General features: G+C 46.9%; 20 protein-coding genes and 1 pseudogene. 12 read left to right on the top strand and 9 right to left on the bottom strand.

Annotation, left to right across the window (positions count from 1 at the left end):
* Positions 1-69: 69 nt before the first annotated feature.
* Both greB and JGUZn3_RS06370 read right to left on the bottom strand, forming a co-directional pair.
* Entirely contained in the window at positions 70-573 is a 504-nt protein-coding gene (gene greB / locus JGUZn3_RS06375; protein ID WP_203412752.1) for a transcription elongation factor GreB, read from the bottom strand.
* Positions 574-676: 103 nt separating this feature from the next.
* Positions 677-1,561 (bottom strand): aldose 1-epimerase, encoded by an 885-nt coding sequence (locus JGUZn3_RS06370; RefSeq protein WP_203412751.1) that lies wholly within the window; start codon positions 1,559-1,561, stop codon positions 677-679.
* 300 nt (positions 1,562-1,861) lie between these two features.
* Between JGUZn3_RS06370 and JGUZn3_RS06365 the strand changes: the two are divergent.
* Positions 1,862-2,273, top strand: a pseudogene (locus JGUZn3_RS06365) (hypothetical protein); the annotation flags it as partial.
* A gap of 75 nt (positions 2,274-2,348) precedes the next feature.
* On the opposite strand, the gene uvrB reads toward JGUZn3_RS06365, so the two are convergent.
* The 3 genes from uvrB to JGUZn3_RS06355 are packed head-to-tail and all read right to left on the bottom strand — an operon-like array spanning position 2,349 to position 4,972.
* A complete protein-coding gene (uvrB, locus tag JGUZn3_RS06360; protein ID WP_238996771.1) occupies positions 2,349-4,667 on the bottom strand; it encodes an excinuclease ABC subunit UvrB in 2,319 nt (772 codons plus the stop codon).
* Complete coding sequence (locus JGUZn3_RS12635; protein ID WP_275402830.1) at positions 4,661-4,795, bottom strand: hypothetical protein; 135 nt, start codon at positions 4,793-4,795, stop codon at positions 4,661-4,663. Before JGUZn3_RS12635 ends, uvrB begins: the two co-directional genes overlap by 7 nt.
* Positions 4,796-4,813: 18 nt before the next feature.
* Positions 4,814-4,972 carry a hypothetical protein gene (locus JGUZn3_RS06355; RefSeq protein ID WP_203412750.1) on the bottom strand — a complete coding sequence of 53 codons (159 nt, stop codon included), beginning with the start codon at positions 4,970-4,972 and terminating at the stop codon, positions 4,814-4,816.
* 1,252 nt (positions 4,973-6,224) lie between these two features.
* On the opposite strand from JGUZn3_RS06355, the gene JGUZn3_RS06350 reads away from it, so the two are divergent.
* The 6 genes from JGUZn3_RS06350 (at position 6,225) to JGUZn3_RS06325 (ending at position 13,575) form a co-directional block, all read left to right on the top strand.
* Complete coding sequence (locus tag JGUZn3_RS06350; protein WP_238996770.1) at positions 6,225-8,003, top strand: M3 family oligoendopeptidase; 1,779 nt, start codon at positions 6,225-6,227, stop codon at positions 8,001-8,003.
* Positions 8,003-9,364 (top strand): ABC1 kinase family protein, encoded by a 1,362-nt coding sequence (locus JGUZn3_RS06345; RefSeq protein ID WP_203412748.1) that lies wholly within the window; start codon positions 8,003-8,005, stop codon positions 9,362-9,364. The genes JGUZn3_RS06350 and JGUZn3_RS06345 overlap by 1 nt, the downstream gene beginning before the upstream one ends.
* Positions 9,365-9,605: 241 nt before the next feature.
* Positions 9,606-10,337, top strand: a complete 732-nt coding sequence (locus JGUZn3_RS06340) for a YoaK family protein (protein ID WP_203412747.1) — start codon at positions 9,606-9,608, stop codon at positions 10,335-10,337.
* 134 nt (positions 10,338-10,471) lie between these two features.
* Positions 10,472-10,669 carry a hypothetical protein gene (locus JGUZn3_RS06335; protein ID WP_203412746.1) on the top strand — a complete coding sequence of 66 codons (198 nt, stop codon included), beginning with the start codon at positions 10,472-10,474 and terminating at the stop codon, positions 10,667-10,669.
* A gap of 391 nt (positions 10,670-11,060) precedes the next feature.
* Positions 11,061-12,140: a Gfo/Idh/MocA family protein gene (locus JGUZn3_RS06330; RefSeq protein ID WP_203412745.1), complete on the top strand. Its 1,080-nt coding sequence runs from the start codon at positions 11,061-11,063 to the stop codon at positions 12,138-12,140.
* A 52-nt stretch (positions 12,141-12,192) separates the two neighbouring features.
* Positions 12,193-13,575, top strand: coding sequence for an MFS transporter (locus JGUZn3_RS06325; RefSeq protein ID WP_238996769.1), 1,383 nt, complete (start codon positions 12,193-12,195; stop codon positions 13,573-13,575).
* Between the two features lie 706 nt (positions 13,576-14,281).
* Here the strand turns inward: JGUZn3_RS06325 and JGUZn3_RS06320 are convergent.
* The gene (locus JGUZn3_RS06320) at positions 14,282-14,443 is read right to left on the bottom strand and encodes a hypothetical protein (RefSeq protein WP_203412744.1); all 162 of its coding nucleotides are present in this window, start codon (positions 14,441-14,443) and stop codon (positions 14,282-14,284) included.
* A gap of 41 nt (positions 14,444-14,484) precedes the next feature.
* Positions 14,485-15,693, bottom strand: coding sequence for a Gfo/Idh/MocA family protein (locus JGUZn3_RS06315; protein ID WP_203412743.1), 1,209 nt, complete (start codon positions 15,691-15,693; stop codon positions 14,485-14,487).
* 1,276 nt (positions 15,694-16,969) lie between these two features.
* On the opposite strand from JGUZn3_RS06315, the gene relB reads away from it, so the two are divergent.
* Positions 16,970-17,191 (top strand): type II toxin-antitoxin system RelB family antitoxin, encoded by a 222-nt coding sequence (relB, locus tag JGUZn3_RS06310; protein WP_203412742.1) that lies wholly within the window; start codon positions 16,970-16,972, stop codon positions 17,189-17,191.
* 8 nt (positions 17,192-17,199) lie between these two features.
* A complete protein-coding gene (locus tag JGUZn3_RS06305; protein ID WP_238996768.1) occupies positions 17,200-17,451 on the top strand; it encodes a type II toxin-antitoxin system RelE family toxin in 252 nt (83 codons plus the stop codon).
* A 73-nt stretch (positions 17,452-17,524) separates the two neighbouring features.
* Here the strand turns inward: JGUZn3_RS06305 and JGUZn3_RS06300 are convergent, their stop codons facing one another.
* Together JGUZn3_RS06300 and JGUZn3_RS06295 are read right to left on the bottom strand one after the other, a co-directional pair.
* Positions 17,525-18,595, bottom strand: coding sequence for a hypothetical protein (locus JGUZn3_RS06300; protein ID WP_203412741.1), 1,071 nt, complete (start codon positions 18,593-18,595; stop codon positions 17,525-17,527).
* A 150-nt stretch (positions 18,596-18,745) separates the two neighbouring features.
* Positions 18,746-19,072 carry a hypothetical protein gene (locus tag JGUZn3_RS06295; protein ID WP_203412740.1) on the bottom strand — a complete coding sequence of 109 codons (327 nt, stop codon included), beginning with the start codon at positions 19,070-19,072 and terminating at the stop codon, positions 18,746-18,748.
* A gap of 113 nt (positions 19,073-19,185) precedes the next feature.
* Here JGUZn3_RS06295 and JGUZn3_RS06290 point away from each other — a divergent pair, with 113 nt between their 5' ends.
* From JGUZn3_RS06290 to JGUZn3_RS06280, 3 genes are read left to right on the top strand one after another with little or no spacing between them, the layout of a single operon-like run.
* Positions 19,186-20,019 (top strand): lytic transglycosylase domain-containing protein, encoded by an 834-nt coding sequence (locus JGUZn3_RS06290; RefSeq protein ID WP_203412739.1) that lies wholly within the window; start codon positions 19,186-19,188, stop codon positions 20,017-20,019.
* Positions 20,012-20,341, top strand: coding sequence for a hypothetical protein (locus tag JGUZn3_RS06285; RefSeq protein ID WP_203412738.1), 330 nt, complete (start codon positions 20,012-20,014; stop codon positions 20,339-20,341). The genes JGUZn3_RS06290 and JGUZn3_RS06285 overlap by 8 nt, the downstream gene beginning before the upstream one ends.
* On the top strand, positions 20,325-20,657 hold the full coding sequence (locus JGUZn3_RS06280; protein WP_203412737.1) for a TrbC/VirB2 family protein: 333 nt from the start codon (positions 20,325-20,327) through the stop codon (positions 20,655-20,657). Before JGUZn3_RS06285 ends, JGUZn3_RS06280 begins: the two co-directional genes overlap by 17 nt.
* The last annotated feature ends 4 nt before the right edge of the window (positions 20,658-20,661 follow it).

Here is a 20,661-nt window from a genome sequence, read left to right as displayed (position 1 = left end):
TAGGCATAGGCATAGGCATAGGCATAGGCATAGGCATAGGCATAGGCATAGGCATAGGCATAGGCAAAACTAAAGCTCAACTGACACGGGGTAGGCAATAGCCAATATTTCTATTTCATCCTGCCCCTGGGGGGTATTGACCAACACTTCATCGCCTTTTCTTTTCCCCAAAAGGGCCCGTGCAACCGGTGATGCCACGCTAATTTCCCCACGGGCAACATCGGCTTCATCCATCCCTAAAATACAAACGGTGTGTTCAACATCATCTTGGGTTATATAGGTTACCCTAGCGCCAAAAAACACCCTATCTCTTTGTACCTGCTGGCTGGGATCTACCACAATGGCTTCTTCTATACGGTGAAGAAGGAAATGCACACGGTGATCGATCTCCCTAAGGCGTTTTTTGCCGTACTGGTAATCTCCATTTTCAGAACGATCCCCATTTCCTGCAGCCCAGGAGACAATCTCCACAATCCGTGGCCTTTCTTGCTGCAAAAGTGTATTGAGCTCTTCCCTGAGGGTTTTAATCCCCTGTGGGCTAATATAGCGACGAACAGAAATCATAGGTGTCATAAAAACTTTGCCCCCCTTAAACCTTTCTACACATCAGGGCTTAAAGCCCTCCCTAAAGCCCTCTTGGCTTGGCCTGTTTGGGATTAAAGAGGGCAACTTCTTCTTAAAATGTTGAAAGGGAAAACGTAATCTGGCCGCGCACTTCTCCCCCTGGGGGTAAAACAACAAGCCCTCGGCCTGCAACTTCAGGGTGGTTAATGGCATCGGGCATATGGCTAATAGGCTCGACAGTAATATAAGGACTGTTTTCGGGCGTGTAGACCATCAGATGCGTCATAGGCCCTTTAACCGAAATGGTTAAACTGCGATGAATACTTGGCCAACGCATAAAAATGCCGGTATTACGCCCATCGTAACAATGATCCAGCGCTGCATTGCCGATAGGGCGCATGGGCTCAAAAGAGAGGGGGCCTTCCACCTTTACCCTTTTATCGGGCAGACCCTGAGGTGTACGGCTCCAAACCCCTTGGGCGACAAAGCCCAAATGTAAATCCTTTCCACGGGGGAAACACGGATGAAACCCAATCCCTACCGGCTGCTCCACATTGTCGGTATTTTTTAGAACAAGAGAAATTTTCAGCTCATTATCATGGAGGGTATAAACCAGTTCGGCCCGATAAGAAAAAGGCCATTCTGTTTCCTGGCCTTCAGGGGCCTGATAGTCTAGCATCAGAGTTGCTGAGTGATCCTCAACCATAAAGAGATCCCAAGGCCGCATCCATCCATTACCATGAATGGTATGTGGTTCCTCCCCAAAATTGGGCGCCAGCTTATAAGACGTGCCCATAAAGGTAAAGCTGCCATTGGCAATACGGTTCGAAAAAGGCACAAGCGGGTAAGCTGAAACAGCCTTGCCCTTAAAGGCTTTAAGCCGTGGATCAATGGTTGGGTAAAAGACATCGTCCCCATCATATTTCCAAAACGTTATGGCCCCGCCCAACTCTGGCAAAAGCGAGAGAACACTTCCCCCTGATTTCAGCTCTAGCATATCCGATGCCTCTCAAAAACAATAATAGCCCCTGTGAGATAGTCTCTATGGGATAATCTCGTGGGATAGTCTCCGTGGAATAACCCCTATAGAATAGCCCTGTGGCTGGCTGTTCCATATCATCTAAAGAACAAAACGAAAATAACCTTTTTTGTTAAAAATGAGTTTTGTTAAAAATGAGAAAATAGTTCCGAAAGTTTTTTCGGTTATTTCTGAAAAATATGCAGGATGTAAGGCTATGCGGAGCGTTCGGGCGGGTATGCCCGTATTTTAACGGGCGGGTATCCGTTATGGCCCTGTATCCGCTATAGCTGCTCACATGGCAGTTATAAGCAACATCCCTCTGCCATGAGGCATTACGCCTTGTCCTTGGAATGGATGGAGAGTGGTCGATCGTGCCATTCCCCATACTGGCCTCCTCCATAGGCGAACTGAGAAGCTGATAGAGTAATTGTTAGTGTTACCCAGTTATAAGACCTACCAGAAGGTGCTTCCCTATTTTGATAGATTAGAGTACGTCTCTCCCATGGCTGAAGAGCATGCTTTTGTATTGGCGGTAGAGAAGTTGCTGTCTTTAGACATTCCCAAGCGGGCAAAGTGGATTCGGGTTATGTTTGCAGAAATACCCCGAATCCTCAATCATATAGTGAACGTTACGGCATTGGAGCTCGATTGTGGAGCCCTTACACCGGCTTATGAGGATATGAGGAAGTGCCGGATATGAGGCAATGCCATACCCTAAAGAGGCTGGGATTAAAGAGCTAATCTTAAAGCTGCTGGAGCCTGTTCAGCCAGCCCTTTTGCCTTTTGGGTTGGGCCGTTTTTTCCCCATTTTGGGCAAGGCTTCCTTCTTTTCTGGCTGAAAAATGTGATGCGCCAGATCCTTGCCCGCAGCCCTCTTCCCCGCGAGTTTGGCAGGTGTACGCCCTGCTGGCTTGACCCCTGCACGGGTTCGCACCGTTTCATCTGCGGGGAGATCCCCCACCTCCAGGCCCAGATCCTCAGCTTCCAGGCGTTTGATCTCATCTCGTAGCTGGGCGGCCTTTTCAAATTCCAGTTCGGCGGCAGCTGCCCGCATTTCCTTTTCCATCCCCCGAATCACAGCCTGCAGGTTCTGGCCTGTCAATTCCTCTCGCAGGGTTTTGCTAACTGGAACCGTTACATAGTCCTGCTCATAGACAGAGGCCACAATGGTGCCGATATTTTTACGCACCGTACGCGGGGTTATACCGTGTTCCTCGTTCCACTGCATTTGTTTTTTCCGTCTGCGCGCGGTCTCCTCAATCGCGTATGTCAGGCTCTCTGTCTTATGATCGGCATACAGAATAACGCGGCCATCCACATTGCGTGCAGCACGGCCAATGGTTTGCACCAAAGAGGTGCGCGACCGCAAGAACCCTTCCTTATCGGCATCAAGAATGGCCACAAGGCAACATTCGGGAATATCCAACCCTTCACGCAGCAGATTGATCCCGACCAAGACATCAAATACGCCCAGGCGCAAGTCACGGATAATTTCAATACGCTCAAGGGTGTCGATATCAGAATGAAGATATTTGACCTTAATGCCCGCTTCATTCATATAATCGGTTAATTCCTCAGCCATTTTTTTAGTAAGCGTGGTCACCAACACACGGCCGCCCTTGGCCACCACCTCACGGCATTCCGCCAGCAGGTCATCAACCTGATGTTCAACAGGGCGGATATCGGTCATAGGGTCTACCAACCCTGTTGGGCGAATAACCTGCTCAGCATACACCCCTTGTGTACGCTCCATCTCCCATGGGCCGGGGGTCGCACTCACAAAGATGCTTTGCGGGCGAAAGCGCTCCCATTCATCAAAGGTTAAGGGGCGATTATCCACACAGGAAGGCAGGCGGAAGCCAAATTCAGCGAGAACCGACTTCCGCGCAAAGTCTCCCCGTTCCATGCCCCCAATCTGGGGCACGGTCACATGGCTTTCATCAACAATCAACAAAGCATCCTCGGGCAAATACTCAAACAAGGTCGGCGGCGGCTCCCCGGCCCTACGCCCTGAAAGGTAGCGGGAATAATTTTCAATTCCCTTACAAACGCCCGTAGTTTCAATCATCTCCAGATCAAAAGCCGTGCGCTGGGACAAACGCTCCTCTTCCAGCAGCTTGCCTTCCTCCCTAAAAACCTGGAGCTGTTCTTTTAGCTCTTTTTTAATGCCAATAACCGCCTGCTGAAGGGTAGGCCTTGGAGTCACATAATGGCTATTGGCGTAAATATTAATTTCGTTCAGTTCACCCGTAACTTCCCCGGTCAGGGGATCAAATTCCTGGATGCGCTCAACTTCATCGCCAAAAAAGACTATGCGCCATGCCCGGCTTTCATTCTGGACGGGAAACAGATCGACCACCTCGCCGCGCACCCGAAAGGCTCCACGCTGAAAATCGATATCATTTCGACGATATTGCTGCTCCACCAGGGCACGGATTAGCCCATCACGATCAGCCTCCTGGCCCACCTTGAGCCCCACTACCATACGCGAGTAGGTTTCAACCGAGCCAATACCGTAAATACAGGAAACAGAAGCCACAATCACCACATCATTGCGCTCCAGCAGAGCCTGGGTAGCGGCATGGCGCATGCGATCTATCTGCTCGTTAATCTGGCTATCCTTCTCAATATAGGTATCAGAACGCGGCACATAGGCTTCTGGCTGGTAATAGTCATAGTAGCTTACAAAATATTCCACCGCATTATGGGGAAAGAACTGGCGCATTTCCTCGTAAAGCTGGGCTGCCAAGGTTTTATTGGGGGCCAGAATAAGGGTGGGCTTTTGCACCTTTTCTATCACCTTGGCCATGGTAAAGGTCTTACCAGACCCCGTAACCCCCAACAGAACCTGGTCTCTCTCTCCCCGCAAAACCCCTTCTGCCAGAAAATCTATGGCCTCTGGCTGATCGCCAGCCGGCTCATAAGGAGAGACCACCTCTAGCCGCCGGGTTTTAGGCCGTGGTGGCTGATGTTGCGGCTTAAAGGCGAGAGAAGCGGGATTGCCCGCAGCTGATGGTTTTACCTTTTTGCGCTTTTGCGTCCCTTGCCTTGTCACAGCAGCAGCTCTTTCTCCTGTTAGCATTTTTTATTCTCTCCTTTTTCAGCAAGATAACGAGCAGCACCATCTCCATTCCCCCCATGATTGCTAGAGCCACCCCCTTCCCAACTGATCCGCTGGAAAAACCCTATCCTACTCAAAGCCATTGACATCCTACCCCCCAGGGCACCTCACTGGCACTCAACAACCTGGCAAATCACAGCTTCAAAATCAACAGGCTTATCAGCGGGCCTGTCGTGGGAAAGCGCCTTAACAGCTGCCCTCATACGAGCGACATACCCACCATGGTCAGCGCCAAGCACCTCACCTGGCACCTCACTGGCACCCAACAACCTGGCATCCTACCTGACACCCACCATAAGCCCCATACGCCCTTTTCCCTGTCCATTATCATCCTTCCTTTTATAAACCTCCCCTGCATGCTTTGCGCTTTTAAAGCCTTGAGAGAAATTTAACACCCAACTTTAAGGTGCAGATTTAAGATGCAGAGGCATTTAAGGCCCAGAGTCACTAAGATCCCGAATCACTAAGGTCCAAAGTAACAAAAACAGCACGGATCGGAAAAGGGCCCTAATCTTGAAATTTATAGTACATCATCATGCCCCACTGTGCCTCAAATTTTCTGGTCATCAGTGCTGATCAACTCACAACATCTGTATATTCTACAGGCGTTGCCTTATCCAACAGCCCTCTCAGACAGATTTATTCCCAAATGGGCCCGCTACCTGAAAAGACCCATTTGAAAAAACCCTCTCTGACTCTTTGAGCTGATAAAAACACTCTCAACTCAAATCTGTCTCTACGCTTCTATTCTTCTGTAATCTGGTCTTCTGTAATCTGGCGGCTATTTTCTTCTCACCCTATCCCTTTATGCGTTTTTTATTTATCTTTATTTATACGTTCTTGATGCGTCATCGTTTTTCTAAACCGCTTTTTTTACTTCCCTATTCTCAATCTCTTTTCGCACTTCCCTATTTCTTTTTCTCACTTCTTTATTCCTTTAAGTCAGCTTGGTAAGTCAGCTTCCCACTTCATACCCCTTGCGCCTCTCTCCTTCTTCACTCCAGCCAATCTACCTTTCAATGACCATGATGTGCTCCTAATGTCCACTCACCGAAGCCCCGCCTTTGTGAGACACTAAGCCTTTTTCTTTCAAAGGCCGGGAGCTTTTCAAGAGCCTAGAGTTTTCTAGGGGCCCAAAATCTTTCAAGAATCCGAAATCTTTCAGGAATCCAGAGTCTTTCAAGAGTCCGAAGTCTTTCAGAAATATCGATGAGGAAGGAGAAGAACCATGCCGCACAAAACCAAAAAGAGCCCATTTTCCTCATTTTTCTTACTGAAAACCATTCTGGGTGGCCTGACCTGCTATAGTAACCTGACCTATATACCTGGCCTATTATAGTAAATAGTAAAGACGATGACCTCACTCCACCCCCTCATCTTTTCTTTCTGGTTTTCCTTTCTTTCTGACTTTCCTTCCCTCAATCCATGCTGATCCGTTGACTTCTTATTTAACATTTTGCAGCTTTGCCTATATTGTAAGATAAGATGACATCAACCCCTACACAAGGATCCCGTTTTATGCCTGATGGTTCTGCCCCTTCCACCCCCTTGCCCCGCTGGGACCTGACAGACCTTTACCCAGCCCAGGATAGCCCCCAGGTCACCCACGACCTGGCAACGCTAAAAGACAAGGCAGACCATTTTGCCCATCGTTTTAAAGGAACACTCGCAACACTGAGCGGGCAAGCCCTTGCTGGTGCCATTGAAGACTATCAGGCAATTGATGAATTGATGGGCAAGCTCTATTCCTTTGCCCAGCTGCAATTTTCAACAAACGCCACTGATCCTGCCATCGGCCAGTTTATGCAGACGATCAGTGAAAAAATCACCTCTATCAGTTCGGCCCTTCTATTCTTTACCCTTGAGCTTAACCAGATGGATGAAGCAATATTAGAGGAAAAACTTCAAGATCCCCACCTGCGCCATTGGTCTCCTTTCTTAAGGGACTTAAGGGTTTTTCGCCCCCATCAGCTCTCTGATGAGCTGGAGCGTTTTGCCCACGAAAAATCTGTTACAGGTGCGAGCGCCTGGAATAGGTTGTTTGATGAAACCATGACAGCCCTGCGGGTAGAGGTAGGGGGCAAAGTCTTAACGTTGGGTGAAGCCTTTAATCTACTCTCTCATAAAGAGCGTACGAAACGTGAAGAGGCCGGCAAGGCGATCGGAAAAACCCTGCAAGACAACATTAAGCTACTCAGCCTGATTACCAATACCCTTGCCAAAGACAAGCACATTACCGACCAGTGGCGCCACTACCCTACCCCTGCTTCTTCTCGCAACTGCTCGAATATGGTGGAAGATGAGGTGGTTGATGCCTTAATCTCTAGCGTAGCCAGCCATTACCCACGCCTGTCGCACCGCTATTATACGCTTAAGGCCCAATGGCTCGGCCTAAAACAGCTTGAACACTGGGACCGTAACGCCCCCCTACCTGAAGATAGCGATCGGCTTATCCCCTGGGAGGAGGCCAAAACCATTGTCCATTCGGCCTATACCCGTTTTGATCCCCGCATGGGAGAGCTGGCAGGGGAGTTCCTCTCCAAACCCTGGATTGATGTCCCCCCTATGGAAGGGAAAAACTCAGGCGCTTTTGCCCACCCCACCGTGCCTTCGGTGCACCCCTATATCTTGCTGAATTATCACGGAAAAACCCGCGATGTGATGACCCTTGCCCACGAGCTCGGCCATGGACTTCACCAGGTTTTGGCCGCAGAACAGGGGTATCTTATGGCCAACACGCCCTTAACATTGGCTGAAACAGCCAGTGTCTTTGGTGAGATGTTAACATTCCAATCCCTACTGGAAGCCGAGCAAAAGCCAGAGCGACGTAAAATCATGCTGGCTTCCAAAGTTGAAGACATGCTCAATACGGTTGTTCGCCAAACGGCCTTTTACACATTTGAAATGCGCGTTCATACCCAACGCCAAGAACGCGAACTTCTCCCCGAGGAAATTGGGCAGATCTGGCGTGAAATCCAAAAGGAAAGCCTTGGGCCCATTTTTAATTTCACCCCCGAATACGACGTATTCTGGAGCTATATCCCGCATTTCATCCATAGCCCGTTCTATGTTTACGCCTATGCCTTTGGCGATTGTCTGGTGAATGCCCTTTATAAAACCTATCAGTCTGGGCTAGAGGGTTTTGCAGATAAATATATCGAAATGCTTAAGGCCGGCGGCACCAAACGCCATAAAGACCTTTTAGCCCCCTTTGGGCTCGATACAAGCAACCCGGCCTTCTGGTCTAGAGGCCTTTCTGTTATTGATGACCTGATTACCCAGCTGGAGCAGCTTTAATGTCTAAGGAAAAAAACCTCGATAACAAAGGGTTTTTAGGAGAGATTCGCCGCTTTGCCCGAACTTCTGGGGCGGTTAGCAGTATCGCTGCGCGCCTTGCGGGTGAGAAGCTGGGCTTTCAAACCAACAAAACTGCCCATGCCGAGGAGCTGAAAACCATTCTGGGTGGCTTAAAAGGCCCCCTTATGAAGGTGGCCCAGCTTCTCTCCACCATCCCCGATGCCTTGCCAGAGGAATATGCCAAGGAACTGGCCCAGCTCCAATCCAACGCCCCTTCCATGGGGTGGAGCTTTGTGCGTCGGCGGATGAGTAATGAGCTGGGTGCGAATTGGCAAAGCCGTTTTAAAAGTTTTGACCATGAAGCCGCCGCCGCAGCCAGCCTAGGCCAGGTGCACCGAGCCATCTTGCATGATGGGACCGCTGTTGCCTGCAAGCTCCAATATCCTGACATGACCTCTACCGTAGAGGCTGACCTGCGCCAGTTAAAGCTGGCTATGGCCCTTTACCACCGGCTGGATAATGCCATAAAACAAGAAGAGGTCTATAAGGAACTGGCTGAGCGCCTACGTGAGGAGCTAGATTATCTCAGGGAGGCAGCCAATTTACGCCTCTATCAGCTGATGCTTAAAGATCGCCCCGATATTACCCTGCCCACCCCTCTTGAAGACTTGACAACCTCCCGCCTGTTAACCATGACATGGCTTAACGGCCAACTTTTACAGAATGTTATCGACAGCAATCCCCCACAGGAGGAACGCAACGCCATTGCCAAGGCGCTGTTTATGGGCTGGTATATTCCCTTTTACCGCTATGGGGTTATTCATGGTGACCCTCATATGGGCAATTTTCTCATCCGTGAAGATCAAGGCGTTAACCTTCTAGATTTTGGCTCAATCCGTATTTTCCCCCCCTCCTTTGTGCAAGGAGTGATCGACTTGCATCACGCAATCGAAACCAATAATGACGACCTGGCCTATGAGGCCTATCAATCCTGGGGGTTTGCCGATATTACCCACGAGACCATGCAGGTGCTCAACGAATGGGCTCGCTTTATTTACGAGCCCCTCTTGCAAGACCGCACCAGACGTATCCAGGAGAATGACGACCCAACCTACGGCCGCACTATTGCCGAAAAAGTCCATGCGGGCCTTCAGCGCACAGGTGGAGTAAAGCCCCCCCGCGAATTTGTGCTGATAGACCGTTCAGCCATTGGCCTGGGCAGTATCTTTACCCGCCTGAAGGCCGAACTAAACTGGTATCGGCTTTTTCAAGAAGTCCGTGCTGATTTCAGTCTCGAAAAACTGACCAAGCGCCAGGGCGAGGTTATAAAAGAAGCCAAAATGCCCGCCTCCCCCCTTTAAAGGATTTCACTTTTAAAGGATTTTGCTTAGGAACCGCCCCTTTACAGACCTGTTAAAAAACCATACCTGTTAACGTCAAACTCTATGGCTTAAGACCCGCGTTTTTTCTTCCATGATCTTCTCTCTCACTTCCATCACACTCTCTCACTATCACCGTATATCTCACTATCAACCTCTCTCTTACGATCTAATCCACTCTATCTCATAATTCACTCCATCTAAAAGGTACAACCCTACCCCCATGCAACGTCTTCTTGCCCTTTGCCTGAGCTTCCTTGGCGGTTATATTGATACGGCAGGCTTCCTTTTCCTTGAAGGCCTGTTTACCGCCCATGTAACAGGAAATTTTGTTACCCTTGGCGCATCCTTTGTTCATGGGGCATCCGGGGGAGTGGTAAAAATTCTTGCCTTGCCCGTATTTTGCCTTACCATACTTTGCCTTGGCCTATGGGCAAGAGCTTTTCTTAAAAGCCATAGAGCCCCTTTAAGGGTTCTACTCTTAGTACAAACCGCCTTTTTAGCCATGGGAGGGGGCCTAGCCATAACATACGGCCCCTTCGAAAATGGGCATAACAGCCTTGCCCTTACCCTGTGCGGCTTGTTATTGGTCATTGCCATGGCCATTCAAAATGCCGGGCATAAAGTGCACCTCGCAAGCCATCCACCTTCTACCCTTATGACAGGCACCACCACCCAGATTATGGTGGATATCGCAGATCTAATCCATAGCCATACGAACTCTCGCCAGACGATTTCTAACCAGACAACCTCTGGTCCGAAAAAGGATGAAATACGGCAAGTTCTTCGTAAACGCCTCTCTCTTTTTGTTCCCGCCTTGGTGGCTTTTGCCCTGGGCTGTGCAGCAGGAGCGTATGGTGTGGCTCTTCTTGGCCCGCTTTGCTTTACCATCCCCCCCTTGATCACCTTGCTTTGCAGCCTTCTTGTAGAAAACCAGCCCCCTGCAAAGGAATAGCCCATCATGTTGCTTTTTTATTAAAAAAATAGACTTATTCTTGACAACTTATTGCCCTATACTTCATTTACTCAATATCGGTTAAAAAACATATTCCTTATAGTAGGACTTTTTAAATGGACATTAACAGCATCATGAATTCAGCAAACCAAAAACCTGCCCCTCAAGCTGCTGCAGCACAGGCACAGCAAAAAAGCTTCTCCCGTGAAGACCTTATCCTTATGCTGGCCAACCAGATCTCTGGTGTAGAAGGGAAATCCCCCCAAGATATTAGCCGCGAATATATCCTTACGCTCATTAAGGAAGTAGCCTTAGCCGTTGATGGAAAATAATCCCTTCACCGGTTTTGCTATGGGCCTTTTAAGGAGTTTCCCCCAAAAAGCTCTCCCCTAAATAATTCTTTATGGCTTGGGCCATAGTAAATTTGAGAATTTAAAGAATACCAAAAGTATTTCTCCACCTTCGGTTTAATCGAAAGGTGGAGTTTTTGTAGGCTTTGTTTTTGTAGGCTTTATTGTACGTTTCTCTTTATCTTAGCCATAATGATTTCTTTTTCCTCTCCCGTTCCAAGGACCGTAAACAGGGAGATTTGGGGGCTATGAGGTAGGGAAAATCCCGTTTTTTCCCAAGCGGTTTTTGTGCAATCACAAATTATTTTTTTGTCTTTACCACAAAAACTTCTATCCTAGCCCTGGTTAATTAATCATATAATGGTATCCATTCATGAAAACACTTAAAGTTGCCCTTATTGGTACAGGCAAGGTCAGTACTATTCATGCTGATGCCTTTAAACATACCCCTGGTACAGAATTGGTCGCTGTTTGTGGAACATCCCGAGAAAAGGCCCAACAATTTGCGGCCCCCTATTCTCTCCAGGGGTTTGACTCCGTGCAAAAAATGATAGAAACGACCAAGGCCGATATCGTCTCTATTTGCACCCCCCATCCTCGTCATGCTGAAGTGGCAGTACCTGCTTTGGAAATGGGCTGCCATATCCTTGTGGAAAAACCCCTTGCCTCCTCCTTGGAAGATTGCGATGCCATCCTTCAGGCGGCAGAACGTTATAAACGCAAAGTGGGTGTCATTTCCCAGCGGCGCTACTACCCTTCTGCCATGCGGATGAAAAATGCCATTACGGAGGGAAAAATCGGCAATCCGATTTTAGGAGTTGTTACGTGGCTAGGCTGGCGCGGAAAGGACTATTACGAGAGTGACCCATGGCGAGGCACCTGGGATAAAGAAGGCGGCGGCGTGCTGGTTAACCAGCTCCCTCATCAGCTGGATATGCTCTTATGGTATATGGGTGATATTGAGGAACTTTACGGAACATGGGCGAACCTTAACCACCCTTATATTGAAGTAGACGATACAGCCCTAGCCATTATTAAATTCAAAAACGGTGCCTTGGGCAATATTCTCGCCAGTAATTCTCAAAATCCTGCTTTATATGGAAAAGTGCATGTTTTTGGCAAAAAAGGCGCCTCGGTTGGGGTACAAACCGATGGTGGCAATATGTTTATTGCCGGTATGAACCCCTTAAAAGAAGCCGCTTTTAACGACTTATGGACCATTCCAGGAGAGGAAACCAACCTGGCAAAATGGAAAGAGGAAGATCAGGCCCATTTTGACTCTATCGACCCTTCCTACTATTTCCATCAAAAACAAATTGCAGATTTTGTAGAGGCTATTGAGCATGACCGGCGCCCTATTGTTGATGGGCATGATGGCCGAAAAGTTGTAGAGCTTTTCACCGCCATTTATCGCTGCCAAAAAGAAAACCGCCCGCTAAAATTTCCGCTTTAATTTTCCATACCTCTCATATTCCATACCATATTTCCTCTGAAAGGGTGGTATTATGATAAAACAAACTGAACCTATGCCAACAGAAAACGGTAATGATACACCGCATCTTACAATGCAGGAAGTCTCTAGAGCCTCTTGGAGCCTCTCTTTAGGCAGTGCTTTGGAATATTATGATTTTGCTCTTTATAGTCTGGCTTCTGCCCTTGTGTTTGGTCCTCTGTTTTTCCCCAGCAGTTCTCCGGCCATGGCGATTATTAAAAGCTTTGGCACTTATTTCCTTGGGTTTGCTGTAAGGCCCATTGGTGGTATTATCTTTGGCGCATTGGGAGATCACATCGGCCGAAAGAAAGTGCTGCTCATAACCGTAACCATGATGGGTATTGCCAGCACCCTCATTGGGGCCATTCCCACTTACCAGACTATTGGCCTATGGGCCCCTGCCCTGCTGATTTTTCTGCGGCTTGTGCAAGGTTTTGGCGCTGGAGCCGAGCAGGCAGGTGCTTCCGTTATGATGACAGAAATAGCCCCCATTGGCCGAAGGGGGCTGAGTGCCTCTCTCCCTTATATGGGCATTCAGCTGGGCACGGTTCTGGCAGCTATTGTTTATTTTCTTGTGATTTACAATGGCGATATTACCCAAAATTCCTTTTTATGGCGCATCCCTTTTCTGAGCAGTATTTTTGTTGTAGGTGTTGCCTTGCTCATGCGCATAAAACTTAAAGAGTCACCGGCTTTTGAAGCCATTAAAGCAAAAGGAAAAACCGAGAGAATCTTTGTTCCTGAACTTGTTCGACGCTCTTGGAAACCCATTCTGGTCGCTATTGGGTTACGCTATGGGGATAATGGTGGATCTTCCATTTATCAGGTTCTCGCTTTAAGTTTTATGATTAACACGGTCGGAATGGGCACTTATTTTGGCCCACTGGCCTTGATGATTGCAGCTTTTGTAGGGGCCATTATTGTGCCCATAGCCGGGCTGATGAGCGATAAATGGGGTAGGGTATTCACCTACCGCTTCTTCTCCCTCGTGTTGTTTTTCTCTGCCATACCAGTATGGTATAGTTTTACCTTAGGAAATCCTATTCTCTCAGTGATTGCCCTGTCAGTGGGGTTAGGGTGTGGGGCATGGGGCTGTTTTGGGGCCCAAGGTGCCATGATGGCCGAAATGTTTGGCTCTGGGCATCGTTACCTGGGTGTCTCTTTTGCCCGCGAGCTTTCTGCTGTTGTGGCCGGGGGCATTACCCCTTTGGTGGGTTCGCTCATTATTAAATGGACAATTGACCACTCTGTTTCTCATACCATGAGCGCGGGTACAGGAGCATGGCTCTGGCTGGGGTGTTATGTTATGGTTATGGGGGCCATCTCCTACATCGCAACACTATTCTTGCCAGAATTCGCCAATAGAGATCTGCTGGACCCAAAAGATGTCATCTAACACCTCCCCCCCTTCTTACCAATCACTACCATGACTTAATAACAAAAGAATTCGTAAAATAATAAGACAATTCATAAAAAACTGGGGTTTTCTTCCCCAGATCACCGAGTAGAATATGGGCTTGTTGGTAGGCTAGAAAAATCGTCACAAAAGGAGGGGGAAAACGCCCTGATATTTTAAGGCTTTTTGGGTAGCTTACTACCCAACAGACATACAACCTCTGCCATCCCTTAATGCTCAGGGCAATGTAAGACCCCACACTATAAGCTCAGGCAGGATTAGAAAGGTGTGTATTCGGCCACTCTCCATGACCCTATGGAGTTGCCACCCTATGGAATTGCTAAAGAAAACTGAAGCCCCTTTAATACCAAACGTTATCCTCACCTTTCCACCCCAAAACCCTTAAGGAGCCATAAAAGACCGGCGAGTGGTGGTTGCCTATGATGTGTTTTATCAAGCCGCCCTCTGACAAAGATATGACAAAGACCAGCTTCACCTACACCCCTATTAAGAACAATCTTTTAAGGGCAAGGAACCTACATAACATTTCCGTAGCCAAACTATTCAGGAAGAGGGCTGTAAAAAACATATCCCCCGTAAGTATAAGATTTAACCTTTTATACTTACGGGGAGATATCTGTCTTAACCTGACTATGCCTAATATCTTAACCTTAACGATGCCTAAAAAATGAAGAAGGGCACCCCCCTATTCTTCCCCCCTGACAATATCAATCCGGTCAATCATATCAAAGGTTACAGGAAAGAAGGACACTCTAGTTTGGTCATGGAGGGCCAGAGGGGGGGCAGAGAGAGAGGCGAGGGGAAATTTCCACCTTGTAAAGCTGAACCCGTCCATTTCGGCTTTCATAAAGCCCCCGCATCCTTACGGGAGGTTACCCATACGGGAGGCTATACAGGCTTTTCTAAAACAGCCTTTATGTTCCCACTCGAGATTTTGGGTTTTCTTCTCTGTAGGGAGGGCAGATCCTCAATTTCGGTCATCTCCACCCAGCATCCTTCTTCAGAAGAGCGTGCAATCGCTTCAGAAACACGGGTAACCTGTAGGGCGTCTCTAAAACTTAAATCGGTTTGCCGGCCAGTGGCAATACAATCCAGAAGCTTTTTAACCTCCAAAATCTTAAGGTCATTAAAGCCGAGTTGGTGGCCAGAGGCGAGACAAAACGCCCCATAATCACCATGCTCGGGGCCAAGCTCAATCCGGGTAAACCCTTTACGCCCCCCTCTTTGATCTGCCTTATAAAGCTGTAACTCATTAAAACGGGATTGGTCAAAAACCATGGAGCCCTTGCTGCCACTAAGCTCAAAACCATGGTGCATAGCCCTACCCGTAGCAAGCCAAGAAGCGGTAAGGGTTCCAGTAAAGCCATATTTTTTGAATTTAACCAGGCAATTCATCTGGTCATCAATATTAACTTCCCTTTGCGAGCCATCTGCCGCAGGACGCGTGTGATAAATGGTATCCATCTGGCCGCAAACCTCATCGATATCCCCCAAAAGATAGCGTGCTGTTGCCAAAACATGCGAGCCTATCTCGCTTGTAGCACCCCCGGCGTTCTTTTTTTCACACCGCCATGTATAGGGCTGGTTTTTATCAGCCATAAACCCCTCGGAGTGAACCCCACGATAGCCTGTCGGCTCCCCTATCTCGCCACTTTCGATAATATCACGTGCAAGACGGATCATGGGGTTACGCAGGTAATTAAACCCTACAATGGTAATGACCCCTTCTTCCTCTGCCAAGCGGGTCATCTCCAGGGCATCTCGTAATGTGGTGGCCATGGGCTTTTCACAATAAACATACTTCCCCGCCTTTATGGCCTCTAATGCCATGGGGGCATGGTAGATATTAGGAGTAGCTATGGAGACAATATCAACATCAGGGCTATGGACGAGCTCTCTCCAATCTCCTGTAGAGCGTTCAAAACTGAGTTGGTTGGCAGCCCTGGCCGCCGCTGCGGCAGAAATATCTGCCATCATACTCAGAACTGGTTTTTGTTGCAGCGCAAAAATACGCCCAACACTTCCAAATGCCCAAGCATGAATTTTCCCCATAAAACCACTACCTATAACGCCAACGCCTAACGTGATCTTTTTCATGCTCACATCCTTTCTGAAAGAGAGAAGTTTTAACGGAGAAAACTTTCAGAGTATTTCGTTAAAAAACGGATTATTTAACAGCCTGAAAGTTAACAGCCTGGTAGTAACAACCTGGGAGGGATATTTTTTCGCAGTCCGTACCCCCTTTTCTACTGATACTGTCTTGGCATTTTGCTGCTGTCCTGGGGGGTCTGGCATTTTCTGTATAAGAAACACTCCATACCCTACTTTGTAAAAAAGACACCCTCTAGGCCAAGCCAGTTTATAAAAATACCCAACTTCCTATAAGAGATATAGGATTACAAAGTTATATGTGCTTTCCAATAAAGTATCACTCGATTCTCCCGTAAAAAGAGCCAAGAAGAAGGCAGATAAAGGCTTTGTTATCTTTTGATACTAAATTGATCTTCTGTCCATTTTATACTGAAATGCCAGCGCAATGGTAAAAAATAATGGATCTCCTATATAAATTATTTTTATTTAATAAATAGGCTTTCCCTTAATAGAACATTTTGAATTGCCATTACAGGCACAAACACAGGCATAAAAATGCCAAAATTTTGGCTATGGTCAATTCTGTTATATCTTAAAAATTAATTTTTCGTCGATACAGATTATGTCGATACAGATTATGTCGATACAGATTATAAAGTCGATACAGGTTATAAAATGGTTAAAGCATTTGTTATCATACTCATTTGCGGCATTGTTTTTACGGAACTTTATCTCTGCAATATGATGGGTAGTTTTCATCTCCCCCAATATAATAGTACGGGGTTTACCTCGCACTTTTCCCATTCCCTCTTTCTGGGGCGCTAATATTCTTCTGGGGCTAATATTCTAAAGCATTGAAGGGTTAGAGGGTGGAGTTCTCCTCTATCTCTCCTTAAGTCTCTTTGTGAAATGTTTGAAGAGTCAACAACCCAAATGCGCGGTATCATAAAGGCGGTATCAAATGCCGATTACGGATGCCGAGTATGGGCACCATTTATCATTATATTTCAATGGCTTATAATAGAGTTTGGTGTAATCACAATTACGTTACCAAGCTATTTAAATAAATCTGTTTTCTTTTTCCCTTAAAAAAACAAATAAAAAATCAGGCTGTTGTGGTCTGTGGAGTTGTGGAGGCTGTGGAGTTTTACTCTGTAAAAATCCATCAAATCCATAGAAGCTTTGTTGTGGGGTTCTCATTTGAGAAATCCACATTCTTTAACAATTGATTATATGTATTACATGTAATATATTAAGATATTCTTCTCTGAAAGAAAGCATCATGACAACCACAGTTCGCCTTAACCAAAATATTGAAGAGCGGCTTGACTTTCTGGCAAAACAGACAGGCCGAACCAAAACCTATTATATTGCCCAACTAATTGAAAACGGTTTGGATGAGCTGGAAGATTATTATCTCGCTGCCGATGTTCTGGAAAAAATCCGAAAAGGAAAAGAAAAAACCATTTCCTCTTCAGACCTTAAAAAGACTCTTGATCTATAAGTGTCATTATGTGGGAAATAAGATTTTCTGAAACAGCTAGTAAAGAATTCAGTAAGCTGGATAAACCAGTGGCCAAAAGGCTTATGAACTTTTTGGAAGAACGCGTTGTCACTTTAGAAGACCCTCGTAACCTTGGTAAAGCTCTTCGCGGCCATTTAGGTGAACTTTGGTCTTACAGAGTGGGAGACTTTCGTATCATTGCTGATATTCAGGACAAAAAGCTCTGCATCCTTATTCTGAAGACGGGACACAGAAGATAAAGTCTACACGTAACACACAAGAAAGGCCGCATGGTATGCGGCCTTTCCCTGCTTGTAGGTTTAAGTTGGAGAATTAGGCAACAGCAAAGATATTCTGATCGACTGTGGCATTGTTGAGGAAGGTAACTGTGTTCCCAGTTGAAAGACTGAACACACTATTGCCATTGGCATGAGTAACTCCTGTTACACTCTGCCCTTCTGCCAGATGCAGACTCTGTAAACTGCTGCTTCCGATAAAGTCACTGATAACAGCATTGCCTGTCCCAAGGGTAATATCAAAAGCGTTCTTCAGATCAATACTGGCCTGCTCTATCCCCTGCACATAACTGACCTTGCCTGTTCCAGCATCTGAAGCTGTAAAGATCGAAACCGTCCCATCAGAAGCCCCATTACCAGTCAGGCTGATGGCTCCCGATCCACTCACAGCAATGGTGTTATTCTTACCAGATAAAAGTGCTGACACAATTCCTGATCCAGACCAAAGCGTATCATCACCCAAAAGATTTAACTGTGAAGATGCACCCTGCTGAACAGAGTTGTCATTGAGCACCAGATCCGTATTCCTGCCAGTAAAAGAGAACTGACCAGTAGATGCAAACAGGGTAGCCCCTGCACTGTTGTTGACATTGACCGTGTAATTGTCACTTTCAGATTTGACAGCATTCAGGATCACATCGACTGGTGCCTGTCCACTACCAGAAAGGTTAAACGTGCCTGTTTCTTTCCCTGCAAATAGCTGTGAACCTGTGGCTGTGCTTTGTAATGTGTGGTTGATGGTGCCACTCCCAGCCCAAATCTGGCTATTTCCCCGATCATAGACAGTAGCATTGGCACGCCCACCCTCCCCATTCATGACCAGTAAAGCATCCTGAAGAGTGAAGATAGCATTCTGAACAGAATTATCAACAAAGACTGGTATGCGATTATCAATGGAAAGACCTGTTACATTGTAGTTGCCGTTATTGGCAGCCATGATAAATGAGTCAGAACCCAGTCCTGACACAGTAACATTCGGTGCAGATGAAACCCTGAAATCCAGAGAAACCCTGTTGCCGGCTGTCCCATCATATTCTTCAAAGGAAGTTCCCCCTGAACGGATAACCAGCTCACCAGAATTGCCATCAAGGTAACGAATATCTGTCATAATCATATCCTCATATAAATTTCTATAAATGAAAGTTTTTTGTCATGCATATAACCTTTATATACATGATATGTATTTATGCTTATTTGTTTTAATAAACAATATTTGTTATATAATTTATTTTTCTGAATAAATAAATATATTTTTTAATTAATCGTAATCATAGCCAAACTTCTCGATAATTTCGTCCAGAATGGCCTGATTAATTCCCACCCCATGACAGGATAAAAGATACCGCCTTCTGGCCTCCGCCGTGAGATGATGATTAAAGCCAGATGCCGTATATATCCTTATATTATAAAAGCTTTCTTCTGGCATCTGGCACCCGCCTGATGGGCTGCCCTGTGCTTTACCAGCCATACAGAGAAAGGCCGCACAGGGGTCTTCAGAATGGGCCTGAGAGGTAAAGATAAACATCACCCCAACAAGGAAGACTGAAAGAGCGACTGTATAGAGATGGATATATAAGTTTCTCATTTTTTGTATTTTCCATGATTAATAAATTCATTTTATTTTTGACAAAATAAAATTTATTATTATAGAATTAATCCTGAAAAAACAATTTTCTTTTATCACTCAGGATAACTCCCATGACAAAAATACCTATAAACGGCATGAGGCTTCCGACACTGACCCTGTCGATGCTGGCCATTATCGGGCTTTTATTCCCTGCATCAGGAAGCAAAGCCCATTCCCGCGAGATCATCTCTTTAAATGTCTTACAAAAAGCCAGGAACTGTAGTGTGGGTGTGCATCCCTTGACTACGGCCTATCTGATCAAGGCTGAGTCCGGGGATAACCAGTATGCCGTGCACGTCAATGGCCGTTATAAACTGCCACGCCAGCCCCAGAACATGCAGGAAGCCCAGTCCACCTTTGACTGGCTTTCCACTCACAGGCTGAATTTTGATGCGGGCTATATGCAGGTTAATTCAGCAAACTTTCGCAGCCTTGGATTAGACCGGACTTCTGTCTTTAAATCCTGCGAGAATATCCGTGGGGGGACAAAAATTCTGGCCCAATGTTACAACCGCGCGGTTTCAGAGACTGGCTCTGTGGGTCAAAAGGCGCTTCGCAAGGCCCTCTCCTGTTATAATACAGGCAATACCAGCAAGGGCTTTACCAATGGCTATGTGGGCAAACTGGTGCAACTGGCTGCTGCCAATGTCTCCAGTTCAACCCTTATGGTTCCTGCCTTACTCGCCTCACCCCGCCATGATACAGACGGTGTTCCCGAGCGTGACGGTGATACAGTCTCTGTTACGACAGATCATCAGGACAGGTCAGCCCAAAAGGGGGGACATGATGTTTTTGCCAGTAGCGATGATAATGACGCGTTTACCTCAAAGGTCGTTACACCGCCTGCATCAGTCAAGCAGATAGCCTCCCCTTCAGCCAAAGAAGAGGGAAAAGATCATGACTGATTTACTGTCTTCTCCTCTTCTGCCTTCTGAACCTATCCATGCTGTTCTTGTCGATGAAGTTCGTCTGCTACGGGATTTTCACACCAGAAATATCAGACTGGTTTCCCTATTGAAAACCCATGGCGTGTTTGTCCCTGTCTTTCTGGACAATAACAGCACGGACAGTACCCGCTATCTCGTCATCTGTCGCAGGCAGAATATCAGCAAACCCAAGTCTTGGCGATCAGCCCACAGGGCCCTTCATTGGCTTGCTGAACATCTCTCCCTTTCCTCCTTCTCCATCTCTCTTAAAGGAACTCTTCTTTATGAAACCCTTCCCTAAATCCTTGTTCTTTTTTTGTTCTTCCTCTCTTTTTATGCAGTTCTTCTTTGCTGCCTTTCTGGTGATCGGCCTGCTACACCTGCCAGACCTGTGCTTTGCAGCTGGCGGCCTAAGCAATGGTACCTCGGCTTTAACCTCTATCCAGTCATGGTTGCTCACTATCGCTCCGATTGCTGCGGTGATTGGTATTATCTGCCTTGGTGTAGGAGTTCTGTTCAGCTTTCTGTCTTACTCTTCCATCGTCAAGCCTGCTGTAGGCCTCATCATTATCGGAGCAGCGTCTTATATTGCGGGCCTCTTTGGCCTTGGTGCATAAGGAG

Origin of the sequence: Entomobacter blattae, from assembly GCF_014672835.1 — a bacterium.
Lineage (GTDB): Bacteria > Pseudomonadota > Alphaproteobacteria > Acetobacterales > Acetobacteraceae > Entomobacter > Entomobacter blattae.
Note: the sequence above shows the minus strand (reverse complement) of the source record. Positions and strands in the feature narration are given on the sequence as shown.

What these genes read in the sequence shown, in the direction of transcription:
- greB (WP_203412752.1), bottom strand. Translation starts at nt 573, where the DNA reads ATGACACCTATGATTTCTGTTCGTCGCTATATTAGCCCACAGGGGATT.
- JGUZn3_RS06370 (WP_203412751.1), bottom strand. Translation starts at nt 1,561, where the DNA reads ATGCTAGAGCTGAAATCAGGGGGAAGTGTTCTCTCGCTTTTGCCAGAG.
- uvrB (WP_238996771.1), bottom strand. Translation starts at nt 4,667, where the DNA reads ATGCTAACAGGAGAAAGAGCTGCTGCTGTGACAAGGCAAGGGACGCAA.
- JGUZn3_RS12635 (WP_275402830.1), bottom strand. Translation starts at nt 4,795, where the DNA reads ATGTCAATGGCTTTGAGTAGGATAGGGTTTTTCCAGCGGATCAGTTGG.
- JGUZn3_RS06350 (WP_238996770.1), top strand. Translation starts at nt 6,225, where the DNA reads ATGCCTGATGGTTCTGCCCCTTCCACCCCCTTGCCCCGCTGGGACCTG.
- JGUZn3_RS06345 (WP_203412748.1), top strand. Translation starts at nt 8,003, where the DNA reads ATGTCTAAGGAAAAAAACCTCGATAACAAAGGGTTTTTAGGAGAGATT.
- JGUZn3_RS06340 (WP_203412747.1), top strand. Translation starts at nt 9,606, where the DNA reads ATGCAACGTCTTCTTGCCCTTTGCCTGAGCTTCCTTGGCGGTTATATT.
- JGUZn3_RS06335 (WP_203412746.1), top strand. Translation starts at nt 10,472, where the DNA reads ATGAATTCAGCAAACCAAAAACCTGCCCCTCAAGCTGCTGCAGCACAG.
- JGUZn3_RS06330 (WP_203412745.1), top strand. Translation starts at nt 11,061, where the DNA reads ATGAAAACACTTAAAGTTGCCCTTATTGGTACAGGCAAGGTCAGTACT.
- JGUZn3_RS06325 (WP_238996769.1), top strand. Translation starts at nt 12,193, where the DNA reads ATGATAAAACAAACTGAACCTATGCCAACAGAAAACGGTAATGATACA.
- JGUZn3_RS06320 (WP_203412744.1), bottom strand. Translation starts at nt 14,443, where the DNA reads ATGAAAGCCGAAATGGACGGGTTCAGCTTTACAAGGTGGAAATTTCCC.
- JGUZn3_RS06315 (WP_203412743.1), bottom strand. Translation starts at nt 15,693, where the DNA reads ATGAAAAAGATCACGTTAGGCGTTGGCGTTATAGGTAGTGGTTTTATG.
- relB (WP_203412742.1), top strand. Translation starts at nt 16,970, where the DNA reads ATGACAACCACAGTTCGCCTTAACCAAAATATTGAAGAGCGGCTTGAC.
- JGUZn3_RS06305 (WP_238996768.1), top strand. Translation starts at nt 17,200, where the DNA reads ATGTGGGAAATAAGATTTTCTGAAACAGCTAGTAAAGAATTCAGTAAG.
- JGUZn3_RS06300 (WP_203412741.1), bottom strand. Translation starts at nt 18,595, where the DNA reads ATGACAGATATTCGTTACCTTGATGGCAATTCTGGTGAGCTGGTTATC.
- JGUZn3_RS06295 (WP_203412740.1), bottom strand. Translation starts at nt 19,072, where the DNA reads ATGAGAAACTTATATATCCATCTCTATACAGTCGCTCTTTCAGTCTTC.
- JGUZn3_RS06290 (WP_203412739.1), top strand. Translation starts at nt 19,186, where the DNA reads ATGACAAAAATACCTATAAACGGCATGAGGCTTCCGACACTGACCCTG.
- JGUZn3_RS06285 (WP_203412738.1), top strand. Translation starts at nt 20,012, where the DNA reads ATGACTGATTTACTGTCTTCTCCTCTTCTGCCTTCTGAACCTATCCAT.
- JGUZn3_RS06280 (WP_203412737.1), top strand. Translation starts at nt 20,325, where the DNA reads ATGAAACCCTTCCCTAAATCCTTGTTCTTTTTTTGTTCTTCCTCTCTT.